Genomic DNA, 24,057 nt, shown 5'->3' with positions numbered 1-24,057 from the left:
GGCCGGCGTCCTGGACTCAGCCCATGTGGGGGTAGCGGTAGTCGGTCGCGGGCGCGAACGTCTCCTTGATGACGCGCGTGTTGATCCAGCGCTGCAGGTTGGCCGCTGACCCGGCCTTGTCGTTGGTGCCCGAGGCCCGGGCCCCGCCGAACGGCTGCTGGCCCACCACCGCACCGGTCGGCTTGTCGTTGACGTAGAAGTTGCCGGCGGCGAAGCGCAGGCGCTCGGTCGCCTCGGCGACGGCGGCGCGGTCCTGGGAGATGACCGCCCCGGTGAGGGCGTAGGGCGCGACCGACTCCATCTGGTCCAGCATCGAGGACCAGGACCGGTCGGGGTAGACGTGGACGGTGAGGATGGGCCCGAAGTACTCCGTGGTCACCATCTCGTGCGCGGGGTCCTCGACCACCGCGATCGTGGGTCGGACGAACCAGCCCACGGCGTCGTCGTACGTGCCTCCGGCCACGACCTCCACCCCGGGGTCCTGACGGGCCCGGTCCAGGACCGACCGGTGCTTGGCGAAGGCCCGCTCGTCGATCACCGCGCCCATGAAGTTGGACAGGTCGCGCACGTCCCCGACGGCCAGGCCCTCGGTCGTCTGCACCAGGTCGTCGCGCATCCGCTTCCACAGCGAGGCCGGGACGTAGGCGCGTGAGGCGGCCGAGCACTTCTGGCCCTGGTACTCGAAGGCCCCCCGCACCAGGGCCGTCCGGAGCACGTCGAGGTCGGCGCTGGGGTGCGCCACGACGAAGTCCTTGCCCCCGGTCTCCCCCACGATGCGGGGGTAGGAGCGGTAGCGCGACAGGTTGGCCCCGATCTCCTTCCAGAACATGTTGAAGACGGCCGTGGACCCGGTGAAGTGGACGCCGGCCAGGTCGGGGCTGTCCAGGAGGACCTCGGAGATCTCCCGACCGTGGCCGGTCACCATGTTGATCACCCCGGCCGGCAGCCCTGCCTCCATGAGCAGGTCCATCGTCAGGCTCGCCGCCCGCTGCTGGGTCGCGGCCGGCTTCCAGATCACGGTGTTGCCCATGAGCGCCGGGGCGGTCGGCAGGTTGCCGCCGATGGCGGTGAAGTTGAACGGCGTCACGGCGTAGACGAAGCCCTCCAGCGGCCGCTGGTCCACGCGGTTCCAGGTGCCGGGCGCGTTGCGGATCGGCTGTTCGGCCAGCAGCTGGCGCGCGTAGTGCACGTTGAACCGCCAGAAGTCCGCGAGCTCGCACACGGCGTCGATCTCGGCCTGGTAGGCCGTCTTGGACTGCCCGAGCATCGTCGCGGCGTTCATCCGGGCGCGCCACGGCCCGGCGAGGAGCTCGGCGGCCTTGAGGAAGATCGAGGCCCGGTCCTCGAAGCTCATCACCCGCCAGCGGGGGCCGGCCTCCAGCGCCGCGGCCACCGCGGCCGAGGCGTCCTCGCGGTTGCCGTCCCGCAGGGTGCCGAGCACCTCGGCGTGGGCGTGCGGCTGCACGACCTCGATCTCCGGCCCCGTCCCCGTGACCGGCTCGCCGCCGATGATGTGGGGCAGGTCCACCGGGGTGGCCGCCATCTGCGCCAGAGCCGCCTCCAGGGCTCCGCGCTCGCTGCTGCCCGGGGCGTGGTCCCGGACCGGCTCGTTCTCGGGCGTGGGGATCTGCACGATGGCGTCCATGGGTCGCTTCCTTCGTCGTCGGTCTCGTGGGTCGTGGGATCAGGTCGCGGGATCGGGAGGTATGAGGGGCGCCTGGTCCTGCGCGCCGGTCACCAGGGCCGCGACCAGCTCGACCACGTGGGCGATCTCGGTGGTGTCGTACCACGACAGCTCGATCTCCTCCTCGCCGCCGGGAGGAGGGAGGGTGGAGGGATCGGAGGTCACCACGTCATCACCCACGTGCAGCGCGGCCACCCGCGGCAGGATGACCTCGCCCACCCTCACCTGCGGGCCCTCCGCCCTGGTGGCGTCGACCTCGGTGTCGACCAGGTCGACCGCCGCCACGATCACGGGCAGGCCGTCGGCGACCAGGCCCCGGGCCGCCGCCTGGATCGCGACGTGCTCCCACTCCTCGCTGTCGGCCCCCGGCTGCGACGCCCGCACCGACCTCGTCACGGCCGTCGCACGCAGGGGGCCGGGAAGCCGCCGTTCGTCGTGGAGCTGGCTGAGCTGCTCAGCGCTCAACGGCACGTAGCACCGCACAGTGGTCACCGGTGGCCTCCTCGTCACCTCGTGGTCGCGCCGGTCCTGCGCGCCTCGGTCTGCTCCGGCACCATCGTCGCAGACGACTCCGCCGACCGTGCCAGGCAGGAGGGGCTGGGCCGGTCCGGGGCCGCTCTCAGCGCTGCGCAGGGCCGCGGCCACCACGCCACGGCAGCAGCCGGCGACCCCCGCCACGGCCGGTCGCCCTGCCGGTCGCCCGCCCCGGCACGTGCCCCGCGACCTCGGCCGCCAGCCGGGCGACGGCCTGCCGTGCAGGACCCGCCGGGCGGGCCTCGACCAGCGCCTGCCCGTGCAGCATGGCCGCGTCCAGGGACTCCCGGTCCTCCGGGACCAGCACGACGCGTCCGACCCCGGCGAAGCGCTGGAGCGCCTCCCCGATGCGACGCCCGGGCTCAGGACCAACCGGCCCGGGGCGCACCCGCGTGACGACGACCGTCCGCGGGGAGCGGCTGTGCTCCTCCAGCGCATCGAGCGCCCGCACCAGCCGCTGCAGGCCCAACGGGTCGCCGGCGCCCACGACCACCACCCGGTCGGCGGCCTGCAGGGCGGTCAGGGTGGCTCCGTTGCGGCGCGGTGCGGCGGTGTCGAAGGAGAGCTCCTCGTCCTGCTCCACCAGGGGTGCCACGTCGACGACGACCCACCGGGCGACCGCACGGGCCTGCTCGAGCACGTCGAGCAGGGCGCTCTCCCGGATCTCCGGCCATCTGTCCGGCCGGGGCAGGCCGGTGAGCACCCGCAGCCCGGGCCTGACCTCCGGCGCGTGCCGGTCGAGCGCCAGCTCGTCGAGGGTGCCCTGGTCGGCCGCACGACAGACGGCGGCCAGCCCGGGGGCCTCGTCCAGGACGGACAGGGCCTGCGCGACCGAGGCGCCGTACGTGTCGGCGTCCACGAGCACGACCGGGTCCAGGACCCCGGCGAGCTCGGCCGCTAGGTTGACGGCGACGGTGGTGCGTCCCGGGCTCCCGTAGGCACCCCAGACGACCACGACCTCACCGCGCTCCCGCGGCGCGGCAGGCTCGTCGGGCTGGTCGGTCGGCCCCGACGGACCCGGCGGCGTCCGGTCGTTGCCCTCCGGGTGGTCGCGCTGGGCCAGCTCCTGCTCGACCAGCGTCCGCAGCTCACGGTCGAGGTCCTCCTCGGTCGCCGCCCCGGCCTCCGGGCGGACCCCGACCAGCGACGGGTCGCTCCGATGGCCCGGCAGGTCACCGACCTCCGGCCCTCCACCGGCCCGGGTCTCCCCGGCCGGACCTGCGGCCCCACCCTCGGCCCCAGGCGCGGCCGGACCCGCGGCCCCACCCTCAGGCGGGCCCCCCGGCTGCCCCGCCACCGGGTCCCCGGCCTGGGCCTGCGCCGGACCCCCAGGCTGCGCCTCCGCCGGACCTCGACCCCGTGCTGCAGGACCTGCCCGCTCACCGGCCGACCCTGCCAGCTGCAGCTCGAGGACCGCCTCGTCGAGCTGGGCGACGGTGAGGTCGGCGGGCAGGACGCACGGCAGGCCCCAGCGGCGCAGCCGGCGGGCCGCCTCCTGCTCACCCGGTGGGTGCAGGGCCACGACGAGCACCCCGGCGTCGCCCAGCCGGTCGACGACCGACCGGTCCAGCCCGCGCAGGTCCGACGACACCAGGGCCACGCGGGCCAGGCCGGCGGCCGCCACCCCGACCAGCTCGCTGACGTCGGCACACCGGCGGACGAGATGGACCTCGGCGGCCGAGCTGGCCAGCGTGGCCGTCGCGGCGTCCCACCGGGGTGCGACGCCCGTGACGAGAGGCAGGCTCACCGGCCGCCCCCGGACGAGCGCGGGCCCGGCACGAGCGTGACCCGGGCTCCCTGGTCCACCGCGGCGATGACCCCGCCGACCTCGTCCGCCGGCACGACGACCGCCACCGCGGGCCGGCCCAGGCCCGCCCCGAGCCCGGCGCTCTCGGCCGGCACGTGGTCGACGACGGCCCCGGCCAGGAGCAGCTCCGGGTCCAGGAAGGCCTCCCCCAGCGCGTCGGGGTCCTTCCGGCTGACCCACACGTCGACGACCGACCCGGTGCTCAGGGCGCTCGCCGCGTTGAGGTCCACGGGCACGCTCACCGTCTTGTCCAGGGCCTCCCGCGCCGACCCCAGCGCCGTGGCGGGGATCAGCTCGCCCGCCGCGACCGGACGCAGCAGGTGGGTGCCGTCCTCGAGCCCGGCCGACCCGTCCACGTACCGCGACAGCCCTCGCCCAGCCGGACGTCCACGGCGACCACGTCCTGGGCCGAGACCGGCTGCCCGGGGAGAAGGTCCCGGGCGGCGGCATACACGGGAGTGGTGTCGTCCAGGCCCGTCACGAGCCGGGCGCCACCGGCGACCGAGAGCAGGATGAGCAGCAGACCCACGACCAGCCGCAGGTCCCGCCAGCCGGGGCGCTGCAGCCGGCGGGCCTGCCGGGGCGCCTCCCGGTCGGAGGCGGCGCCCCGCCCGGCCCCTCTCACCCGTGCTGCCGTCTCGGTCGTCATCGCACCCTCCCTGTCCCTGCCGTCCCGGCGCACCCTGCACCCGACGCGCCACGACAGCCCCGGTCGCCCGGAGCTCCACCCCCGGAACGCTAACCGCCTGTCGTCGCCTCCCGAGCATCTTGTCCACAGGCTGGTCAAGACGGGACCATGAAACCGTAAAATCTTGGTCAAGACCGCCGACCGACCTGGAGGGTGCCTGTGGCTGCGCCGCGATTCCTGACGCTGACCGACGTCGCCGAGACCCTCAACGTGTCCCTGTCCCAGGTGAAGGCGCTGGTGCGGTCCGGTGAGCTGCAGGGCGTGAAGTTCGGTGGTCGCGGCGTGTGGCGGGTGGAGAACACCGAGCTCGAGGCCTACATCCAGCGGGCCTACGCGCAGACCCGGGAGACCATCGGGCACGGCGTGGACGACTGACGGCTCACAGGCGACGCACCCCGGCCACGGCTGCGTAGGGGATGGTCGTCCGACCCCGGACGAGGGTGCCACGCCGCGGCTCGTCGTCGGCGTGCCGGCTCAGGTCCAGGTGGTCGGCCAGGACCGCGTCGATGGTGCCGGAGACGTGATCCCCTCCGACGTCGTGCACCCGCACCGGTGCCCGGTCCCGGCTCACGGCCCGTAGGGCGTGCCGGAGCCCAGGCGCCTGGCGGCCACGGCGGGTCGGTCTCGGCCCGTCCCGACAGCCCCTCGACCGAGAGCACCCCGGTGACCGGGAGCAGCAGCTCGCGCCCCGCGGGCCCACCGACCGGGGTGTCGAGCAGGAGCCAGTCGGCGCCGACGTCGGTGAGGACGCCCTCCAGGGCCCCCATCCCCCGCACGCGGAGCCGGAGCGGCCGCTCCAGCACGGCCGCCAGACGCTGGAGCAGCTCGACCTGCCCCCGCTCGGCCCGGGTGTGCTCGGCGATCTCGGCGTCCCGCTCCCGCAGCTCCAGCGCCTGCTGCTGGGCGGCGAGGTCGTCGAGAGCTGGTGCCACCGCATGAGCGTCATGGTGCCATCCGTCGGGACCCACCGGCCGCCGTCCACAGGTCTGCTCCCGCCCTTGACGACAGTCGTAGCGAGACTTAACCTTCCGATATCGAACGCAAACGAACGCAAACGAATGCTAGAGGAGGAGTCGATGGGCGCCAGGATGGGGGCGAGGACGACCGGGATGGTCCTGACGCTGGGGGCCGTCGCGGTCACCGTCGGGCTGGGGGGGTGGACGGTCGCGAGCTGGCCGGGCACTGGGGTGGTGCCCACGCAGCAGGCCCTGGACACGGTGGTCCTGGCGGCGGCCACCCTCGCGGCGGGCCGGGTGGCCACGGTGCTGGCCCTGGCCACCGCCGTCCTGGTCCGGGCGGGGGGTGTCCATCCGCCTCGGCCCGAGCAGCTGTCCTGGTCGGTGCAGGTGGCGTGCGCCCTGCTCGTCACGCTCAGCGGCACCACCGCCGCGGTCGCGGCCCCACCCGTCGCCACCGTCAGCACCGCCCCGCAGGTGTCCTCGGTCGACGGCGTCGCCGCACCCCGCGCCACCGTCAGCACCGTCCCGCAGCTCTCCTCGGTCGACGGCGTCGCCGTGACCCCGTCAGCCGTGGCGGGACCTGCGCTCCCGGTCGAGGACGCCGGGTCGCACCGGGTCGAGGCCGGACCCTCGCCGGACGTGCCCGGCCCGGTGGTGCCTCACCCCGGGTGGACCCCGACCCCTCTGCCTCCGCGTGCCGTCCCCGACCAGGACGTCACCCTGGTGACCACCGTCCCCCGGGAGGTGCTGCCCGACCACGTGGTGGTGCGGCGGGGCGACACCCTGTGGGACCTGTGCGCCCGCCACCTGGGACCGCAGGCGACCAGCGCGGACATCGCGCAGGAGTGGCCGCGGTGGTATGCCGCCAACGCCGAGGTGATCGGTCCCGACCCGGATCTGATCCTCCCCGGCCAGGAGCTGGTCGTGCCGGAGCGGGGGCCGGGCCGATGAGGACGGTGGGGGGACCGGCGCCGACCGAGGGACGCGCGAGCCGGCAGACCGGTCCGCAGGTGCTCCGGCTGGCACCTGCGCCGCGTGCCGAGCCGGACGCCGACGGGTGCGACTGGTCACCCACCGGACGGGGCGGGTCGGCGGCGGCGGTGCGGCCCCCGTCCCAGGCCGAGGGCTACGTCCAGGGGTCGCTCGCGGTGGACCTGCGGGCGGAGGCGTACGACAGCTACTTCGGGCCTCAGGCGACGGCCACGGCCCAGCTGCCCGACGCCGAGGTGTGGGCGCGGCGGATCATCACGGCCGTGCTGGAGGCGTGCGACGGCACCCGGTCGGCGAGCCAGCTGACGAAGTGGCTGGTCCCGGAGGTGCGTGAGCGGGTGGCCCGTCGCGGGCTGCTCGCCCGGCGCCGCGCCCAGCGGCCCCACCGGGCCCCGCGGGTCCGCACCCTGCTGACCTGCCACCCCGCGGACGGGGTGTGCGAGGTCTCGGCCGTGGTGCAGGGCGAGGGCCGGGTCCGTGCGCTCGCCCTGCGGATGTGCGGGGTCGACGGTCGGTGGCTGGTGACCGCGCTCGAGCTCGGGTGAGGCCTCCGGCGCCGGCTCAGCGAGCCTTCCTCGCCTTGCGCCGCTCCGCCCTGTTGCTCCCGGAGGCCGCGGCGGGCGCGGCGCTCTCCTCCTCGGGCAACGAGCCGTCGGCACGCACCCGACGCGTCTCGGCCTCACCGCCCTCACCGGGAGCCACGAAGGTGAGCTGCTGCTGCGGAGGCGCCGCCGGAGCCTGCTCCTCCGTGCGCTTGACCTCGGCCTGGAAGAGGAACCGCACCGACTCCTCCTTGATCGCCTCCATGACGGCCTGGAACAGCTGGTAGCCCTCGCGCTGGTACTCCACGAGGGGCTCACGCTGGGCCATGGCCCGCAGCCCGATGCCCTCCTTGAGGTAGTCCATCTCGTAGAGGTGCTCGCGCCACTTGCGGTCGAGCACCTGCAGGACGATCCGCCGCTCCACGTCGCGCATGAGGTCCTCGCCGACCTCGGCCTCGCGCTGGTCGTAGGCGTGCTGGGCGTCACTGGTCAGCTGCTCGACGAGCTGCTGGGTGGTGACCCCGGCCCGACCCCCCGCCTCCTGGACCACCTCGTCCACGGTGATGCCGACCGGGTAGATCTGGCCCAGGTCCTCCCACAGGGACTCCAGGTCGATCCCGTCGGCGAGACCGACACCGCCGGCGGCGGTCACGTAGTCGGTGACGACGTCGTTGATGAAGTGCCTCACCTGCTCGTGGAGGTCCTCCCCCGCGAGCACCCGGCGGCGCTCGGCGTAGATGACCTCGCGCTGCCGGTTCAGGACGTCGTCGTACTTCAGGACGTTCTTGCGGGTCTCGAAGTGCTGCGCCTCGACCTGGGACTGGGCGCTGGCGATCGAGCGCGAGACCATCTTGGACTCGATCGGGATGTCGTCGCTCATGCCCGACGTGGACATGACCCGGTCGACCATCCCGGCGTTGAACATCCGCATGAGGTCGTCCTGCAGCGAGAGGTAGAAGCGGGACTCACCCGGGTCGCCCTGGCGGCCGGCGCGACCGCGGAGCTGGTTGTCGATGCGTCGCGACTCGTGGCGCTCGGTGCCCAGCACGTAGAGGCCGCCCAGCGCGGTGACCTCGTCGTGCTCGGACGCCACCGACTCCTCGGCGCGGCGCAGGGTGCTCTCCCAGGCGGCCTCGTACTCCTCCGGGGTCTCCTGGGGGTCCAGGCCCTGGGCGTGCATGGCGGACACGGCCCGGAACTCCGGGTTGCCGCCGAGCATGATGTCCGTGCCTCGACCGGCCATGTTGGTGGACACCGTGACCGCGGCCTTGCGCCCCGCCTCCGCCACGATGGCCGCCTCCCGCTCGTGGTGCTTGGCGTTGAGGACCTCGTGCCGGACACCCCGCCGGCGCAGCTGCTCGGAGAGGTACTCCGACTTGGCGACCGAGGTGGTGCCGACCAGCACGGGCTGGCCGGCCCGGTGGCGCTCGGCGATGTCGTCGACGACGGCGTTGAACTTCGCCTCCTCGGTCCGGTAGACGAGGTCGGGCTGGTCCTTGCGGACCATCGGCCGGTTGGTGGGGATCGAGATGACGCCCACCTTGTAGATCTGGTGCAGCTCGGCCGCCTCGGTCTGGGCGGTGCCCGTCATGCCGGCGAGCTTGTCGTACATCCGGAAGTAGTTCTGCAGGGTCACCGTGGCCAGGGTCTGGTTCTCGTTCTTGATCTCCACCCCCTCCTTGGCCTCGATGGCCTGGTGCATGCCCTCGTTGTAGCGGCGTCCGGGCAGGATGCGACCCGTGTGCTCGTCGACGATCATGACCTGGCCGTCCATGACGACGTAGTCCTTGTCGCGCGAGAAGAGCTCCTTGGCCTTCAGCGCGTTGTTGAGGTAGCCGATGAGCGGGGTGTTGCTCGGCTCGTAGAGGTTGTCGATGCCGAGGTAGTCCTCGACCTTCTCGATCCCACGCTCCAGGACACCGACGACCTTCTTCTTCTCGTCCACCTCGTAGTCACCGGTGGACTCGATGCCGCGCAGCGGGTCGGCCGCGGTGCCGCGCTCCAGGCGCCGGACGATCTTGGAGAACTCGGTGTACCACTTGGTGGCCTGGTCGGCCGGGCCCGAGATGATCAGCGGCGTGCGCGCCTCGTCGATGAGGATCGAGTCGACCTCGTCGACGATCGCGAAGTGGTGCTCGCGCTGGACCAGGTCCTTCAGCGACCAGGCCATGTTGTCGCGCAGGTAGTCGAAGCCGAACTCGTTGTTCGTGCCGTAGGTGATGTCCATGGCGTACTGCTCCCGGCGCTGGGCCGGCGTCATCGAGGACAGGATGCACCCGGTCTCCAGCCCCAAGGCCCGGTGGACACGGCCCATCAGCTCGGACTGGTACTGCGCCAGGTAGTCGTTGGTCGTGATGACGTGCACGCCTTTGCCCGTGAGCGCGTTGAGGTAGGAGGGCAGGGTGGCGACGAGCGTCTTGCCCTCACCGGTCCGCATCTCGGCGACGTTGCCCTGGTGCAGCGCGGCGCCGCCCATGAGCTGGACGTCGAAGTGGCGCTTGCCGATCGTCCGCTTCCCCGCCTCGCGGACCGCGGCGAACGCCTCGGGCAGCAGCTGCTCCAGCGTCTGGCCGTCGGCCAGGCGCGCCTTGAACTTGTCGGTCTCCTCGCGCAGCTCGGTGTCGGAGAGGCCCTCGAAGTCCTCCTCCAGGGCGTTCACCTGCCGGGCGATGGTCTCAAGCCGGCGCAGCGCGGTCTTCTCACCGGCGCGCAGGATCTTCTCGAAGAGGTTCGGCACCCGACTAGGCTAACCGTCCCCCGCCCCAGGTCGGTGACACCTACCCCGCCGGAAGGTCCACCCGCCCCAACCCGAGCCATCCGGCCATCGAGGCCAGCTCGTCCTGGAGCGCCGGCAGCGCTCGTGCGACGTCGGTGCCCGGCTCCCAGCCCAGGGACTGCACGCGCAGCACGCCGGCCGCCCGGTCCGACTTCAGGTCGACCCGTCCGACCAGCTGCTCGTCGAGCAGGAAGGGCAGCACGTAGTAGCCGTGCACCCGCTGCGGCGCCGGCACGTAGATCTCGATCCGGTAGCGGAAGTCCCAGATCTCCTCCACCCGGTCCCGCTGCCAGACCAGGGAGTCGAAGGGGCTGAGCAGGGCCGCTCCCCGCACCGCCCGGGGTCGCCGCGCGGCAGGGTCGAGGTATACGGCGCTGCTGCCCCGCCACCCCGGGACGTCCACCTCCTCGACCTCCCCCGCGGCGAGCAACCCGTCCAGCGCCTCCTGCACCAGCGGGCCGCGCAGGCGGAAGTAGTCGGCCAGGTCCCGGCGCGTGCCGATGCCGTGCGCCCGGACCGCCTGCCGCAGCAGCTCGGTCACGGACTCCAGCGGCCCCGGAGCCTCCGGCGTGCCGGGCGCCCGGGCCACCACCTCCGGCGGCAACACCTGCGCGGGCACGGCATACCGGCGCTCGAACTGCGCGGTCCGGCCCGCGGAGGTGACCAGACCGGCCCAGAAGAGGTACTCCAGGCACTGCTTGACCGCCGACCAGTTCCACCCCCAGTCCTCCCTGTCCCGGGCAGCCCCGTGGGGCAGGTGCGCCTCCACCTGCCGCGCCGTGAGCGGCCCCTGGGAGGCGACGACGTCGACGACGGCGGCCAGCAGGACGGCGTGGTCCTCGACGACGTGGCGGCTCCAGGCCCGCTCCCGCGCCCGCTCCATCCGGAACCCCAGGTAGGGCCAGGTGGCCACGGGAAGGAGCGAGGCCTCGTGGGCCCAGTACTCCACCAGCGTGCGACCTGCCCGGGCCCGCGGGCCGGAGCCGTCGCGGAGCCGGTCCAGCAGCGCGGTGTCGTAGGGCCCGAGCCGGGAGAACAGCGGAAGGTAGTGGGCCCGGGTGAGGACGTTGACGCTGTCGACCTGCAGCACCTTGAGCCGCTCGATCATGGTGCTGAGCTGGCGGGTGCCGACGGAGGTCGGGCGCGGACGACCGAAACCCTGGGCCGCCAGGGCGATCCGGCGCGCCTGGGCCCGGCTCAGGCTGGCTGGCATGGCGTCCACTGTGCCACGGGAGCTCTCACGACGACGGGGCGGGCACGACCGTCGTGGCCGTGCCCGCCCGCGCGCTCAGGCCGGACGCCGCGTCAGGACGCGACCGCGGTCTCCGTCGGCTCGTCCGAGCCCTCGTCGTCGTCCTGGCTCTCGTCCTCGCGGTCGAGGCGCAGCACGCCGTAGGACCAGCCGCGTCGGCGGTAGACCACGCTGGGCCGGTCGCTGTCGGCGTCGTGGAACAGGAAGAACTCGTGCCCGATCAGCTCCATGCGCGACAGGGCCTCGCCGACGGTCATCGGGCTGGAGGCGTGGACCTTCTCGCGGATCTCGATCGGGCTGTTGCCCTGGGTCTGGAGGGCCTGGTCGACGGCCTCCTCGGGGCTCAGGGCGCGCTCGGGCGCCTCGGCGGTCCCGTCGGCGGCCGCCCCGGTCGGGAGGCCGAACGTGGCCTCGGCCACCGAGGGCAGCCGGTGCTTGCCGGTGTGGCTCACCCGGCGCTTGTCGCCCAGACGGCGCAGCCGCTCGGTGAGCTTGGTCATGGCCAGGTCGAGAGCGGCGTACTCGTCGTCGGCGGCGGCCTCCGCCCGCACCACCGTGCGGTGCACGTAGCAGGTGATCTCGCAGCGCTCGGACTCCTTCGCCTGACGAGGATTGGCCTCGTGGGTGAGGACGACGTCGGTGCGTCGCACGCGGGGGGCGAGCTGGGGAATCTTGCTGAGCTTGTCCTCCAGGTGGCGCCGGTAACGATCGGCGACGTCCTTCTTGCGACCGGTCACGGTGAGTTCCATCGAGTTCCTCCATCAAGAGCGGGGGGATGTGCAACGGGGGTCGGCCGCGTCGTCGCGGCCCTGGTCTCGTCCTGCCTCACCCCCTCGTCGAACCTCGGGAAGGTGCTCCATGCAGACACACTAGTCGGCGGGTCCGGGGGATGCCACAGATGGCCCGGGCGGCCCGGCGGGGCCGGGACCGCGCCGCACGGTGGCGCAGACGGTGACGGCCACGACGGGCCCCGACCCGGCTGCCAGGAGGGCCCGGGCGCACTCCTGCAGGGTCGCTCCTGTCGTCACCACGTCGTCCACCAGGACGCACGGCACGCCCCGGAGCCGGTCGCCCCGGCCGGGTCGGACCGCCACCGCGCCACGCAGGTTCGTGGCACGCTCCCCTGCCGTCAGACCCGCCTGGTCCCTGACCCGGCGGACCAGCCGGAGGGCCTCGACGACGGGCCCGCGCGGGGTCGTGGCCCGGGCCAGCTCGGGCACGGGACGCCGGCCGCGGGCGCGGACGCCGGCCCGCGCCGACGGGGCCGGGACCAGGACGACCGGCCTCCCGGCCCGCACCGCCCGGGCGTGCGGCGCCGAGCCCTGCAGGGCCGCCGCCAGCACCGGCCTGAGGGCCCGCGCCAGGACGGGGGTGAGGTCGACCCTGCCGTCCTCCTTCCAGGCCACCAGGGCGGCGCGGGCCGGGCCCCGGTAGGCCAGCCCCGCCCAGGTCGGGGGCAGTCCCGGCGGGCACGGCGTCGGCCGCCACGGGCGTGGCCGGGAGGCGGCCAGGAACGTCCCGCAGTCCGCGCACCAGCGGCTGCCCGGCAGTCCGCACCCGGCGCAGGCGCTGGGGGCGGCCAGCTCGACCAGGGCGAGCAGGTCCTGGGTGGGTCGCCACGGCATACCCCAGCCTGTCAGGACGGTGGGATAGGGCCCATGCCTCGTCCACAGGTGGGCGCGACCGCGCGGCGACAGGTCGCGGACAGGGAGCCGGTCACGCACGCCGCCGGCTCAGGCGTCGGGGAGGACCGCGGCGGGCTCAGCCCCCGGGGACGACGAGCTCGTCACCGTTGCGGGCGCCGTACCACCCCGAGCCTTCGGTGGTGTGGAACCGGCCGTCCGCGGTGCGGGCGATGGGCTCGGCACCACCGCTGCGCGGCACGGGGAGCACGTCGACCGGCTCCAGGGCGTCGCGCGCCCCGATGGGTGAGAGCCACTCCCCCACCCGCAGGCTGAAGACCCGCATCCTCGGGTCGTCCGGCCGGCGGGCGACCAGGTACAGGTCGCCAGCGGACGCCCACCGTGCCGTGGCGACGTCGCTGAGGTGCGGCGCGACCGGGACACCCTCGGTCAGGCCGACGGGGCGACCCGCGCCGTCCCGCTCGACGCCCGCCAGCACCATCCGGCGCCGCTCCGAGGAGGTGTCGGCGACCACGAGCACGGCGCGGCTGCCGTCGGGCGAGACCGAGATCATGTGGAGGCGGTCCCGGGCATGCAGCCACGGCACCTCCAGGGGCCGGGCCGTCCCGAGGTCGTCCGGCTCGGCGATCCAGATGCGGGGCTCGCCGGTGGACCGGCTCACCCCGCCGATCCAGAAACCGCCCAGCGGGTCCACGGCCGGCGGGGTCAGCGCGTCCCCGATGCCGTCGTTGCTCGTCTCCACGCCCTGACGCCACCGCCAGAACGAGGTGCGGTCCACCGAGACCGCCGCGAAGTCCTGCAGGTCCGCACTCGCCGCGACGTCGGTCCACGAGGCTCCCAGCTCCGGGAGCTCCAGGGCCTCGGTGCGCTCCTGGGGCAGGTCGCGCAGGGTGGACTGGGTGGCGTCGATGGGGCGGAACCGGGTGCCCACCCGCAGCAGGACCATGTCGACGTTGCGCTCGACGTCGTGGTAGGGCAGCTGGGTCGAGGCCGTGATGGGGCCGTCCTGGCCGAGGGTGAGCGGCTGGCCGGCCAGCTGCACCTGGACGCCGGACACGCCGGGCAGGGCCAGCAGCGCGTGCGCGAGCTGGGCCTGGAGCGCCGCCGTGAGCTGGGTGTCCGCCGCGAGGCCGGCACCGGTGAGCTGCACCACCGCCACCGAGGTGCGGGGGTCCACCGGGACCGAGGCTGCGCCCAGCCGGACGTCGTCGGTGACGGCGGTGCGCACCGCTCCCTCGAGGTGGTCCGGCACCGGCGCCAGCTGTGCGCGCACCAGAGCGGTGGGTCGCCCGTCGCCGACGGGGAGCCAGCGCACCTCGGGGACGAAGGTGTTGCCGTGCGGGTTGAGGTAGTAGAGCGTCGTGGGCCGGAAGGACTGCTCGAGGTCGGCGCGGGTGAGCCAGACGCCGAACCCCTCGGGGAAGGCCGAGATGCGCCACTCCTGACCGACCCGGCTCATCGTGAAGCTCTGCGTGGTGCGCGAGGTCGACGTCTGCTCCAGCAGCCGGCCCTCGGCGTCGATGCGACCGGCCACCTGGACCGCGACGGTGACCTCGCGCCCGTCGACGGAGGTCACCTCCGGGGTGCCGTCCACGACCAGGACGGCGCTGGTCGGCACCCACCGGCTCGCGAGCTCCGCGGTGAGGTAGGAGCGGGGGACGTCACCGTCGTCCGCGAACCCGACGTTCGCCTGGAGGAAGCCCCGGACCACCTCCGCCGCCGTGGCCCCCGGCTGGGGCGGGTTGAGGATGCGCTCGACGTCGGGCCGCGCCTGCACCGAGACCGGAAGGCCCGCCCGCGGCTGGGGAGAGGTCGGGAGCTGGCTGGAGCACCCGCCCAGGACGAGGACCGCCACGACCAGGAGGCCGGTCCGGCGGCGGCCGGCGCTCGGGTGGCGGGTCATGGTCTCTCCTCCCGGGCGGCGAGCGCCAGGGTCACGGGTGGGACGAAGGCGTCCTCCGGGGTGGAGGGGCCGGGGACGGGGACCGGCTCGGGGAGGGGGCGCGATTCGGCCCCCCGTCCCGGTGCGCGCGCGGCGACGGGCACCGGGGCCCGGACCTCGTGCGGGGCCGGCGAGGGCGCCGGGGCCGGAGGGGGCACGGGTGCCGGCTCGTCGGCGATGACGTAGGTGGCCGAGCGAGGCAGCAGGAGCCGGAAGCAGGCCCCCTGGCCCGGTGCGCTCCCGACCTGCAGCCAGCCACCGTGGACCCGGGCGTCCTCGAGGGCGATGGCGAGCCCCAGGCCGGTGCCCCCGGTGGTGCGGGCACGGGAGGTGTCGGCCCGCCAGAACCGGTCGAAGACGTGCTGCTGCTGGTCGGTCGTCAGCCCGATGCCGTGATCGCGGACCGAGCAGGAGGCCACCTGCGGGGTGGCCGCGACGACGACCTCCACCGGGCGGCCCTCACCGTGCTCCACCGCGTTGGTCAGCAGGTTGCGCAGCACGCGGGAGATCCGCCGCCCGTCCATCTGGACCGGCACCGGCGCGGCCGGGAGGTGGAGCACGAGCTCGCTGCCGAGCCGGTCCGCCAGCGGGCGGACGCCGTCCACGGCCGCCTGCACCAGGGCGACGAGGTCCTCCTCGTGGCGCTCGAGGGTGACGGCGCCGGAGTCGAACCGGCTGATCTCCAGCAGCTCGGACAGCAGCTCCTCGAAGCGGTCCAGCTCCTGGTCGAGCAGCTCGGCCGACCGGGCGACGGGCAGGGGGAAGTCCTCGCGCGAGCTGTGCAGGACGTCGGCCGCCATCCGCATCGTCGTCAGGGGGGTGCGCAGCTCGTGCGAGACGTCGGAGACGAAGCGCTGCTGCAGCTGGGACAGCGAGCGCAGCTCGCGGATCTGGTGCTGCAGGGAGTCGGCCATCGTGTTGAACGAGGTCGCGAGCTGGGCGATCTCGTCGTGGCCGTGCACGGGCACCCGCTCGTCCAGCATCCCGCGGGCCAGCTGCTGGGAGACGTGGGCCACCTTGGCCACCGGGCGCGTGACCATGCGGGTGGCGACCACGGCCAGACCGGCCATGAGCAGGACCAGGCCTCCCCCGCCGCCGAGGAAGAGCTGGCGCACCAGGGCCAGCGTCTGCTGCTCCCGCTCCAGGGAGTAGACCAGCAGCAGGTCGTAGGCCCCCGCACGGGGCAGGGTCACGCGCGAGCCGATCACAGTCGCCGTCACCGGCGTCTCCTGACCGTCCAGGGCGACGGGCACCACGATCGTCTGCTGGTTCTCGGGGTCCGCGCTGACGGCCTCCTGCAGCCCCGGCGGCGCCTGCGGCGTGGACAGCCCGATCCACATGGCCTCGACCACCGGGGCCGGGTCGTTCTCCAGCGCCGGCAGCAGGAGCACCCGACGCCCGTCGTCCGCGCTGGTCCCGACCATGGTGTCGATCTGCTCACGAGCCAGCGTGCGCAGGCCGAAGTCGTCCGTGCGGTCCGTGGAGTCGAAGGCCTCCTGGGCCTGGGACACCTGCTGGGCAGCGTCCCGCTGGGCGTTGTCGACGGCCTGCTCGACCAGTCCGCGGGCCACCCGCTGGTAGAGGAAGGTCCCGAGCAGGAGCGCGAGCACGGTGCCGACGAGCACGGTCGTCAGGATGACGCGCCGCCGCAGGGACGCCCGCCACCAGCGTGCCAGCGCCCACCCCCCGGGGCCCGGGTCAGGGATGGCCGGCCTTGTACCCGACGCCACGCACGGTCACCACGATCTGGGGGTTCTCCGGGTCCAGCTCGATCTTGCTCCGCAGGCGCTGGACGTGGACGTTGACCAGGCGGGTGTCCCCCGCATGGCGGTAGCCCCACACCTGCTCCAGCAGCGACTCCCGGTCGAAGACCTGGGAGGGCTTGCTGGCGAGGGCCACGAGCAGGTCGAACTCGAGGGGGGTGAGGGGGATCGTCTCCCCGGCGCGCGTCACCTGGTGGCCCGCGACGTCGATGATGACGTCACCGACCTGCAGGCGCCGGTCCTCCGTCCCGTCGGTCCGCCGCAGCCGCGCCTGGATCCGCGCCAGCAGCTCCTGGGGCTTGAACGGCTTGACGACGTAGTCGTCGGCGCCCGCCTCGAGCCCGGCGACGACGTCCCGGGTGTCGGTGCGGGCGGTGAGCATCACCACGGGGACCCCGGACTCCAGCCGGAGCTGACGGCATACCTCGATGCCGTCCTGGGTGGGGAGCATGACGTCCAGCAGCACCAGGTCGGGGCGGAACTCGCGGAACATGGGGAGCGCCCGCCCGCCGTCGCCGCACGTGGCGACCTCGTAGCCCTCCTTGCGCAGGACGATGCCGAGCATCTCGGCCAGGGCCTGGTCGTCGTCGACGACGAGAAGCTTGGAGCTCACGGGGTCCTCCTGCGGTATGCCGGGCCGGGGCCGGCGCGGGCCGGCGTCAGTAACGGTAGTGGTCCGGCTTGTAGGGGCCGGCCACGTCGACCCCCAGGTAGGCCGCCTGCGACTTGGTCAGCTCGGTCAGCTCGACGCCCACCGCGGCCAGGTGCAGCCGGGCGACCTCCTCGTCGAGCTCCTTGCGCAGGGTGTGCACGCCCAGCGGGTAGTCGTCGGGGCGGGTGAAGAGCTCGATCTGGGCCAGCACCTGGTTGGTGAAGCTCGTCGACATCACGAAGCTGGGGTGGCCGGTGGCGTTGCCGAGGTTGAGCAGGCGCCCCTCCGAGAGGACGATGATCGACCGGCCCTCCGGGAAGACCCACTCGTGCACCTGGGGCTTGATCTCGGTGCGGACGACGTCGGGCACCCGCGCCAGGCCCGCCATGTCGATCTCGTTGTCGAAGTGGCCGATGTTGCCCAGGACGGCCTTGTCCTTCATCGCCCGCATGTGCTCGACGGTGACCACGTCCTTGCACCCCGTGGCGGTGATGACGAAGTCGGCCCGGCCGATGACGTCCTCGAGGCGGGCCACGTCGTACCCGTCCATCGCGGCCTGCAGGGCGCAGATCGGGTCGATCTCGGTCACGACGACCCGTGCTCCCTGCCCGCGCAGCGACTCCGCGCAGCCCTTGCCGACGTCCCCGTAGCCGCAGACGACCGCGACCTTGCCGCCGATGAGCACGTCGGTGGCCCGGTTGAGCCCGTCGACCAGGCTGTGCCGGCAGCCGTAGGTGTTGTCGAACTTGGACTTGGTGACCGAGTCGTTGACGTTGATGGCCGGGACGAGCAGCTGCCCCGCCTCGTGCAGCTGGTAGAGCCGGTGGACGCCGGTGGTCGTCTCCTCGGTGACGCCCCGCAGGCCCGCCGCGACGTCGGTCCACCGCGTGGGGTGCTCGGCCAGGCCGGCGCGCACCGTCTCCAGGATGACCCTCCACTCCTGCGGGTCCTCGTCCTCGGGGCTGGGCACCGCACCCTGGGCCTCCCACTCCTTGCCCTTGTGCACCAGGAGGGTGGCGTCGCCCCCGTCGTCGAGGATCATGTTGGGCCCGGCGCCGTCGGGCCACAGCATGATCCGGGTGGTGCACCACCAGTACTCCTCGAGGGTCTCGCCCTTCCAGGCGAAGACCGGGACCCCCTGGGGGTCCTCGACGGTGCCGGTCGGCCCCACCACCACGGCCGCCGCCGCCTCGTCCTGGGTGGAGAAGATGTTGCAGGAGGCCCACCGCACCTCGGCGCCCAGGGCGGTCAGCGTCTCGATGAGCACGGCGGTCTGCACCGTCATGTGCAACGACCCGGCGATCCGGGCGCCCGCGAGCGGCCGGGCCGGGCCGAACCGCTCGCGCAGGGCCATCAGCCCGGGCATCTCGTGCTCGGCCAGCCTGATCTGGTGGCGGCCCTGCTCGGCGAGCGAGAGGTCACGCACGCGGTGCTCGAGGGTGGTCCCGGGGACGACGGTGGTGTCCGGCATGGGGTCATGCTACGTGGCAGGCCCGGGAGTCCCTGCTCAGCCGCTGCCGTCGACCTCCTCGCCGCTGGGGTCGTAGTCGGCGGTCACGTCGTGGTGGGGCGCGACCTCCAGCCCGAGGAGGGCGTTCTCCAGGACCTCGGCGAGGGCGGGGTGGATCCAGTACTGCCCCCGGGCGAGCTCGAGCGCGGTGGGTCCTCCCCCGGGGCCGGCGAGGGACAGGGCCTGGATCACGGGCTGGACGAGCGTGGAGGAGTGCGGGCCCATGACGTGGGCGCCCAGCAGCCGACCGGTCCGCCGGTCGGCGACCAGCTTGAACAGGCCCGTGGTGTCCTCCAGGGCCCAGCCGTAGGCGGTGTCGCCGTAGCGCTGCGTCTTGGTGGTCACGTCATACCCCTGGTCCCGGGCCTCCTGCTCGGTCAGGCCCACGTGCGCCACCTGCGGGTGGGTGAAGACGGCGGCGGGGACGTAGCGGTGGTCGAAGGACATGAGGTCGTCGGGGTGCGCCAGGTTGTGGGCGACGACCCGCGCCTCCTGGTTGGCCACGTGCTTGAGCTGGTACGGGGAGCTCACGTCCCCGAGCGCCCACACCCCGTCCACGTCGGTGCGGCCGTGCTCGTCGACGACCACCCGCCCGTCGTCGTGCAGACGCACCCCCGTGCGCTCGAGCCCCAGGTCGTCGGTGTTGGGCACCCGGCCGGTCGCCACGAGGAGCAGCTCGCCGGTGACGATCGAGCCGTCGTCCAGGAGCAGCTCGACCCCTTCCCCGCCGGCCCGCACGGCTCCTACGGGGGCGTTCGTGCGCAGGTCCCACTGGGCGCGGGCCAGGTCGGTGAAGGCAGCCGAGATCTCGGCGTCCACCGCGCTGAGCATCCGCCCGCCCCGGACGACCACGCTCACCCGCACCCCGAGGGAGGAGAAGACGTGGGCGAACTCGGCGCTGATGACCCCACCGCCCAGGATGACCATGCTGGCGGGCAGCTCCTCGATGCGCATGACCGTGTCGGAGGTGTGGAAGGGGACGCCGGAGTCCAGCACCGGCTGCGGGACGTGCGGTCGGGCACCGGCGGCGATGACGACGGAGTCCCCGGTGATGCGGTGGACGGAGCCGACCTCGTGCCCCCCGCCGGGGCGGGTGATCTCCACCTCCAGCACCCGGTCGTCGACGAACCGGGCGTGCCCCAGGTAGGCCTCCGTGTGGTCGGCGTCGCGGCGGTAGTCGCGCCCGCCGTCGCTGATCGGGTCGATCCGACCGAAGATGCGGTCCCGGATGTCGCGCCAGCGCACCCCGTCCAGCGTGGCGTCGACCCCGAAGCGTGCGGCGTCCCGCACGGTGGCGGCGACCTCGGCGGCGTGCACGAACATCTTGGTGGGTATGCAGCCGACGTTGAGGCAGGTGCCTCCGAAGCGCGGCCCTCCGTCGACGACAGCGGTGCGGCCGCCCTCGAGGTCCGGGGTGACCAGGGAGTTGCCGGAGCCGCTGCCGATGATGACGAGGTCGAAGGAGGTGGGTTCGCTCACGGGCACGAGGCTATCCGCCGAGCTCCTCCCGGACCGCGGCCAGACCGTCCCACACCTCGACGAACGTCGTGGACAGGGGCGCCAGCCCCAGCCGCAGCCCGTCGGGGGCACGGAAGTCGGGGATGACCCCGCGCTCCCACAGCCGGGCGTTGACCTCGCGGAAGTCCGGGTGCCGCAGGGTGAGGTGGCCCCCGCGCCGGGCCCGCTCGCGAGGGCTGGCCACCGTGACGCCGAGCTCGGCGGGCCAGGCGTCGACGATCTGCAGCGCGAGGTCGGTCAGCCGCAACGACTTCTCCCGGACCTGCTCGATCCCGGCCTCCTGGAGCATCCGCAGGGCCCGCCGGAGGGGGAGCATCCCGACGACCGGAGGGGTGCCGCTGACGAGGGACCGGACGCCCCCGGCGGGCACGTAGCCCTGCTCCATGAGGAAGGGGTCACGCCGGCCCATCCAGCCCTGTACCGGCTGCCGCAGCGTGGGCAGGTCGTGGAGTCGGCGCGCGAGGTAGGCGTGCGCCGGCGCCCCCGGGCCACCGTTGAGGTACTTGTAGTCGCACCCCACCGCGGCGTCCCACCTCCAGTCGTCGGCGTGCACCGGCACCGAGCCCGCGGAGTGGCAGGTGTCCCACAGGACGAGCCCGCCCGCGTCGTGGACGGCCGCCGTGATCGGCCCCGCGTCGGCGACCCAGCCCGACCTGTAGGCGACGTGCGAGAGCAGGACCACCCCGGTGCGGGGCCCGACCGCCTCCTCGACCTGCTCGAGGGTCACGCCCGCGGCCGGGTCGACGTCGATCCAGCGCAGGGTCAGACCCCGCTCGGCGGCGATCCCCTCGGCCACGTAGCGGTCGGTCGGGAAGTTGTCGGTGTCCAGGACCAGCTCGGTCCGGCGCGGGTCGACCGCGACCTGGTGGTCCGCCAGGGCCCGCAGGACCTTGTAGAGCAGCACCGTCGTGGAGTCGGCGACGACCGTCTGGCCCGGAGCGGCGCCCAGGGCTGCCGAGCCGACGAGGTCGCCGGTCTCCTCCGGCCACCCCATCCAGGCCTCGTCCCAGGAGCGGATGAGCCGGCTGCCCCAGTCGTGCCCGACGAAGCGGGCCATCTCCTCGGCGGTGCCGGCGACGGGTCGCCCGAGGCTGTTGCCGTCGAAGTAGGCGACGACGCCCTCGGCCCTCTCGAACCGGGCCGCGTGGGCGGCCAGCGGGTCGGCCGCGTCGAGCCGCTGCGCGTCCTCCCGGGTCGGTGCGGTGCTCACGCGCCCTCACCCCCGTGGTAGCCCTCCGGCGTGACGTCCTGCACCCGGGCCCGCACGTCGTAGAGCTCGGGGAAGAACGTCAGGTCGAGCGCGCGGCGCAGGAAGGGCACCCCGGAGGACCCGCCGGTCCCCCGCTTGGAGCCGATGATCCGCTCCACGGTCTTGAGGTGACGGAAGCGCCATACCTGGAAGTTGTCCTCCACGTCCCGAGGTCCTCGGCGACGTGGTACTCGACCCAGTGCCGTGCCGGGTCCGCGTAGACGCGGCGAAGACGTCGACCACGCCCTCGTGGCTCTCGTAGGGCGCGGTGACGTCCCGGTCGAGCACCTCCGCCGGGACGGGGTGACCCTGCCGGGCGAGCCAGCGCAGCACCTCGTCGTAGAGGCTGGGCTCGTGCAGGAGCCGGTCCAGCTCCGCGTGCACCTCGGGGTCGTGGGCGAAGACCCGCAGCATGTCGGCGTTCTTGTTGCCGAGGGAGAACTCGACGGCGCGGTACTGCCAGGACTGGAAGCCCGAACCCGTGGCGAGGAAGGAGCGGAACAGGGCGTACTCGCTGGGCGTCAGCGTGGCGAGCACCGACCACTGCTCGGTGAGGGTGTGCTGGATGTGCTTGACGCGAGCGATCCGCTTCAGCGCCGGCTGCAGGTCGTCGGAGCGGACGAGCTCCCGGGCCGAGGTGAGCTCGTGGAGCATGAGCTTGAGCCACAGCTCGGAGGTCTGGTGCTGGATGATGAAGAGCAGCTCGTCGTGGCGCGGGGGGACCGCCTGCGGGTGCTGGGCCGAGAGCACGCGGTGCAGGTCGAGGTACTCGCCGTAGGACAGGTTGCGGCGGAAGTCCTGCTCGATGCCGTCCTCCAACTCGCGCCGGGACCGGGTATGGCGCGCGATGGGGTCGAGGTCACGGTCACGGTCGCGGTCACGCGGAGGGGCGGGGGGCTGGGCCGGGTCGCTCACCCCCGGAGTGTGGCACACGGGGTTGTTTCCGCAGGTCAGGAGGCTTGTCGGTGGTGGGGGTTAGCGTGCGTGGCAGTTGCATCTCGGGAGGGGGTGCACCGAACGGGGGGTGGGTATGTCGGTCGCGACCCAGCAGGGGCTTCCGCCGCCGCGCGAGGTGGTGGCCGCAGGAGCGTCGGTGTCCGTGACCACGCCCAGGGGGGTGTCGCTCCGGGGGCCGGCACCGGGGGTGCTCGTGCAGGTCCGGCAGCTCGCCGACCTGCTCGCGGGGGCGGGCGAGCCGATGGACCAGGCGCAGCGCGTGGCTGTCCTGGCCGAGCTGGAGCGCCTCAAGAACGTCTGCGCCGGCGCCCAGGCCGCCCTCACGGTCGACCTGGACGAGCAGGCTGCTCTGGAGCGGGAGCCGACCAGAGGTGAGCTGGGCCATCGCCGACGGGAGCGGGAGGGTGTGACGCTCGAGGTGTCGCTCGCCCGGGGCGTCTCGCCGCACCGGTCCCGGGCGCTGATCGGGATGGCCCGGTCGCTGCACGACCGGCTCCCCCACACGCTCCAGGCCCTCCGCGACGGGCGGATCTCGGAGTGGGCGGCGTCCCTGGTGGTCCGGGAGACGCAGGACCTCGGGGACGGCGAGGCGCGGGAGGTCGACTCCCGGCTGGCGCCCGTCCTCGGGACCTGCTCGGAGGGGCGGCTGGCGAAGAAGGCGGCGTCCCTGGCCTACGAGACCGACCGGAGGGGATTCGTGCAGCGGCACACCCGTGCCCTCCAGGACCGCTACGTCTCGATCCGGCCTGCGGCCGACGGCATGGTGAGGCTGGGCGGGCTCCTCCCCCTGGTCGAGGGTGTCGCGGTGCACAAGGCGCTGGACGAGCACGCCCGGGCGGCACGGGCCGCCGGGGCAACCGGGTCCGGTGATGACGTCCCGACCGTGGCCCAGCTGAGGGCGGACGAGCTCGTCCACCGCGTCACGGGCGTGGATCCGGCGCGGGAGGGGATGCCCGTCGAGATCGGGCTGGTCATGACGGACCGATCGCTCGTCGACGACGGTGCTGACTCCGCCCGGGTGCCCGGTTACGGCCCTGTCCCGGCCGTGCTGGCGCGTCTGATCGCCGCCACGGGGAGCAGCCGTGGCGGCGACGTCGGGTCCTCCCGGGCCTGGCTGCGCCGACTCTTCCTCGACCCCGTCGACTCCACCGTCCAGGACGTCGACGGGCGGCGCCGACTGTTCACCGGGCCGCTGCGCAGGTTGGTGGTGACCCGCGACCAGGAGTGCGCCGTGCCGTGGTGCCACGCCCCCATCCAGGACGTCGACCACCTCGTCCGGGCACGCGACGGTGGCGCCACGACGGCGAGCAACGCTCAGGGCACGTGCCGGTCCTGCAACCTGGACAAGGAGACTGAAGGGGTGACGACGGAGGTCACGACCGCGGCCGACGGCACCCGTGCGGTCCGCATCCGCACCCGCTACGGCCAGACGCACCATACGATGCCGCCCCCGGTGCTCGACACGCTGGAGGACCTGGCGGCCAGGTGGCACGGTCCTCACCCACCGTGGTGGGCGGCGGACGACGAACGGCCCGGGGAGGGCGACCACCGGGAGAGTGGGACCCCCTGACCGAGGTCGACGTCGGACCGG

20 protein-coding genes and 1 pseudogene are annotated in these 24,057 nt (G+C 73.8%); 4 read left to right on the top strand and 17 right to left on the bottom strand.

The features are described from left to right. Positions 1-16: 16 nt before the first annotated feature. From pruA to E3Z34_RS04835, 5 genes are all read right to left on the bottom strand, one after another. The gene (gene pruA / locus E3Z34_RS04855) at positions 17-1,645 is read right to left on the bottom strand and encodes an L-glutamate gamma-semialdehyde dehydrogenase (RefSeq protein ID WP_134772696.1); all 1,629 of its coding nucleotides are present in this window, start codon (positions 1,643-1,645) and stop codon (positions 17-19) included. A gap of 39 nt (positions 1,646-1,684) precedes the next feature. After that, positions 1,685-2,176: a DUF6912 family protein gene (locus tag E3Z34_RS04850; RefSeq protein ID WP_134772695.1), complete on the bottom strand. Its 492-nt coding sequence runs from the start codon at positions 2,174-2,176 to the stop codon at positions 1,685-1,687. Positions 2,177-2,303: 127 nt separating this feature from the next. After that, positions 2,304-3,965: a CpaE/TadZ family protein gene (locus E3Z34_RS04845; RefSeq protein ID WP_134772694.1), complete on the bottom strand. Its 1,662-nt coding sequence runs from the start codon at positions 3,963-3,965 to the stop codon at positions 2,304-2,306. After that, positions 3,962-4,381, bottom strand: coding sequence for a hypothetical protein (locus E3Z34_RS04840; protein WP_134772693.1), 420 nt, complete (start codon positions 4,379-4,381; stop codon positions 3,962-3,964). The genes E3Z34_RS04845 and E3Z34_RS04840 overlap by 4 nt, the downstream gene beginning before the upstream one ends. After that, on the bottom strand, positions 4,315-4,674 hold the full coding sequence (locus E3Z34_RS04835) for a hypothetical protein (RefSeq protein ID WP_134772692.1): 360 nt from the start codon (positions 4,672-4,674) through the stop codon (positions 4,315-4,317). The genes E3Z34_RS04840 and E3Z34_RS04835 overlap by 67 nt, the downstream gene beginning before the upstream one ends. Positions 4,675-4,872: 198 nt before the next feature. Here E3Z34_RS04835 and E3Z34_RS04830 point away from each other — a divergent pair, with 198 nt between their 5' ends. Beyond that, the gene (locus E3Z34_RS04830) at positions 4,873-5,088 is read left to right on the top strand and encodes a helix-turn-helix domain-containing protein (protein WP_134772691.1); all 216 of its coding nucleotides are present in this window, start codon (positions 4,873-4,875) and stop codon (positions 5,086-5,088) included. 4 nt (positions 5,089-5,092) lie between these two features. Here the strand turns inward: E3Z34_RS04830 and E3Z34_RS04825 are convergent, their stop codons facing one another. Further along, positions 5,093-5,284: a hypothetical protein gene (locus tag E3Z34_RS04825; protein ID WP_134772690.1), complete on the bottom strand. Its 192-nt coding sequence runs from the start codon at positions 5,282-5,284 to the stop codon at positions 5,093-5,095. A gap of 505 nt (positions 5,285-5,789) precedes the next feature. Between E3Z34_RS04825 and E3Z34_RS18130 the strand changes: the two genes are divergently transcribed. Together E3Z34_RS18130 and E3Z34_RS04815 are read left to right on the top strand one after the other, a co-directional pair. Next, a complete protein-coding gene (locus tag E3Z34_RS18130) occupies positions 5,790-6,623 on the top strand; it encodes a LysM peptidoglycan-binding domain-containing protein (RefSeq protein WP_202977019.1) in 834 nt (277 codons plus the stop codon). Positions 6,624-6,628: 5 nt separating this feature from the next. Further along, a complete protein-coding gene (locus tag E3Z34_RS04815; protein ID WP_134772689.1) occupies positions 6,629-7,207 on the top strand; it encodes an Rv3235 family protein in 579 nt (192 codons plus the stop codon). Positions 7,208-7,223: 16 nt separating this feature from the next. On the opposite strand, the gene secA is transcribed toward E3Z34_RS04815, so the two are convergent. The 11 genes and pseudogenes from secA to kynA form a co-directional block, all read right to left on the bottom strand. Next, positions 7,224-9,941, bottom strand: coding sequence for a preprotein translocase subunit SecA (gene secA, locus E3Z34_RS04810; protein WP_134772688.1), 2,718 nt, complete (start codon positions 9,939-9,941; stop codon positions 7,224-7,226). Positions 9,942-9,981: 40 nt separating this feature from the next. Then, positions 9,982-11,193, bottom strand: a complete 1,212-nt coding sequence (locus tag E3Z34_RS04805) for a winged helix-turn-helix domain-containing protein (protein ID WP_134772687.1) — start codon at positions 11,191-11,193, stop codon at positions 9,982-9,984. A 92-nt stretch (positions 11,194-11,285) separates the two neighbouring features. After that, the gene (gene hpf, locus E3Z34_RS04800; protein ID WP_134772686.1) at positions 11,286-11,981 is read right to left on the bottom strand and encodes a ribosome hibernation-promoting factor, HPF/YfiA family; all 696 of its coding nucleotides are present in this window, start codon (positions 11,979-11,981) and stop codon (positions 11,286-11,288) included. A 120-nt stretch (positions 11,982-12,101) separates the two neighbouring features. Further along, a complete protein-coding gene (locus E3Z34_RS19390) occupies positions 12,102-12,857 on the bottom strand; it encodes a ComF family protein (protein WP_134772685.1) in 756 nt (251 codons plus the stop codon). A gap of 136 nt (positions 12,858-12,993) precedes the next feature. Further along, complete coding sequence (locus tag E3Z34_RS04790; RefSeq protein WP_134772684.1) at positions 12,994-14,778, bottom strand: LpqB family beta-propeller domain-containing protein; 1,785 nt, start codon at positions 14,776-14,778, stop codon at positions 12,994-12,996. Beyond that, positions 14,775-16,442 (bottom strand): MtrAB system histidine kinase MtrB, encoded by a 1,668-nt coding sequence (gene mtrB, locus E3Z34_RS04785; protein ID WP_134772683.1) that lies wholly within the window; start codon positions 16,440-16,442, stop codon positions 14,775-14,777. The genes E3Z34_RS04790 and mtrB overlap by 4 nt, the downstream gene beginning before the upstream one ends. A gap of 73 nt (positions 16,443-16,515) precedes the next feature. After that, on the bottom strand, positions 16,516-17,193 hold the full coding sequence (gene mtrA, locus E3Z34_RS04780) for an MtrAB system response regulator MtrA (RefSeq protein ID WP_134772682.1): 678 nt from the start codon (positions 17,191-17,193) through the stop codon (positions 16,516-16,518). A gap of 46 nt (positions 17,194-17,239) precedes the next feature. Continuing rightward, positions 17,240-18,703, bottom strand: coding sequence for an adenosylhomocysteinase (gene ahcY, locus E3Z34_RS04775; protein ID WP_134772681.1), 1,464 nt, complete (start codon positions 18,701-18,703; stop codon positions 17,240-17,242). Positions 18,704-18,739: 36 nt separating this feature from the next. Beyond that, positions 18,740-20,221, bottom strand: a complete 1,482-nt coding sequence (locus tag E3Z34_RS04770; protein WP_134772680.1) for a mycothione reductase — start codon at positions 20,219-20,221, stop codon at positions 18,740-18,742. Between the two features lie 10 nt (positions 20,222-20,231). Continuing rightward, complete coding sequence (locus E3Z34_RS04765) at positions 20,232-21,470, bottom strand: kynureninase (protein ID WP_134772679.1); 1,239 nt, start codon at positions 21,468-21,470, stop codon at positions 20,232-20,234. Next, positions 21,467-22,358 (bottom strand): annotated as a pseudogene (gene kynA / locus E3Z34_RS04760) (tryptophan 2,3-dioxygenase). Before kynA ends, E3Z34_RS04765 begins: the two are co-directional and overlap by 4 nt. Positions 22,359-22,539: 181 nt before the next feature. Between kynA and E3Z34_RS04755 the strand changes: the two are divergent. Then, a complete protein-coding gene (locus E3Z34_RS04755) occupies positions 22,540-24,036 on the top strand; it encodes an HNH endonuclease (RefSeq protein ID WP_134772678.1) in 1,497 nt (498 codons plus the stop codon). Positions 24,037-24,057: the final 21 nt, after the last annotated feature.

Origin of the sequence: Ornithinimicrobium flavum (genome assembly GCF_004526345.1) — a bacterium.
In the GTDB taxonomy this organism is placed as follows: domain Bacteria; phylum Actinomycetota; class Actinomycetes; order Actinomycetales; family Dermatophilaceae; genus Ornithinicoccus; species Ornithinicoccus flavus.
The sequence above is the reverse complement of the archived record's forward strand: the minus strand, read 5'-3'. Positions and strand labels throughout refer to the sequence as shown.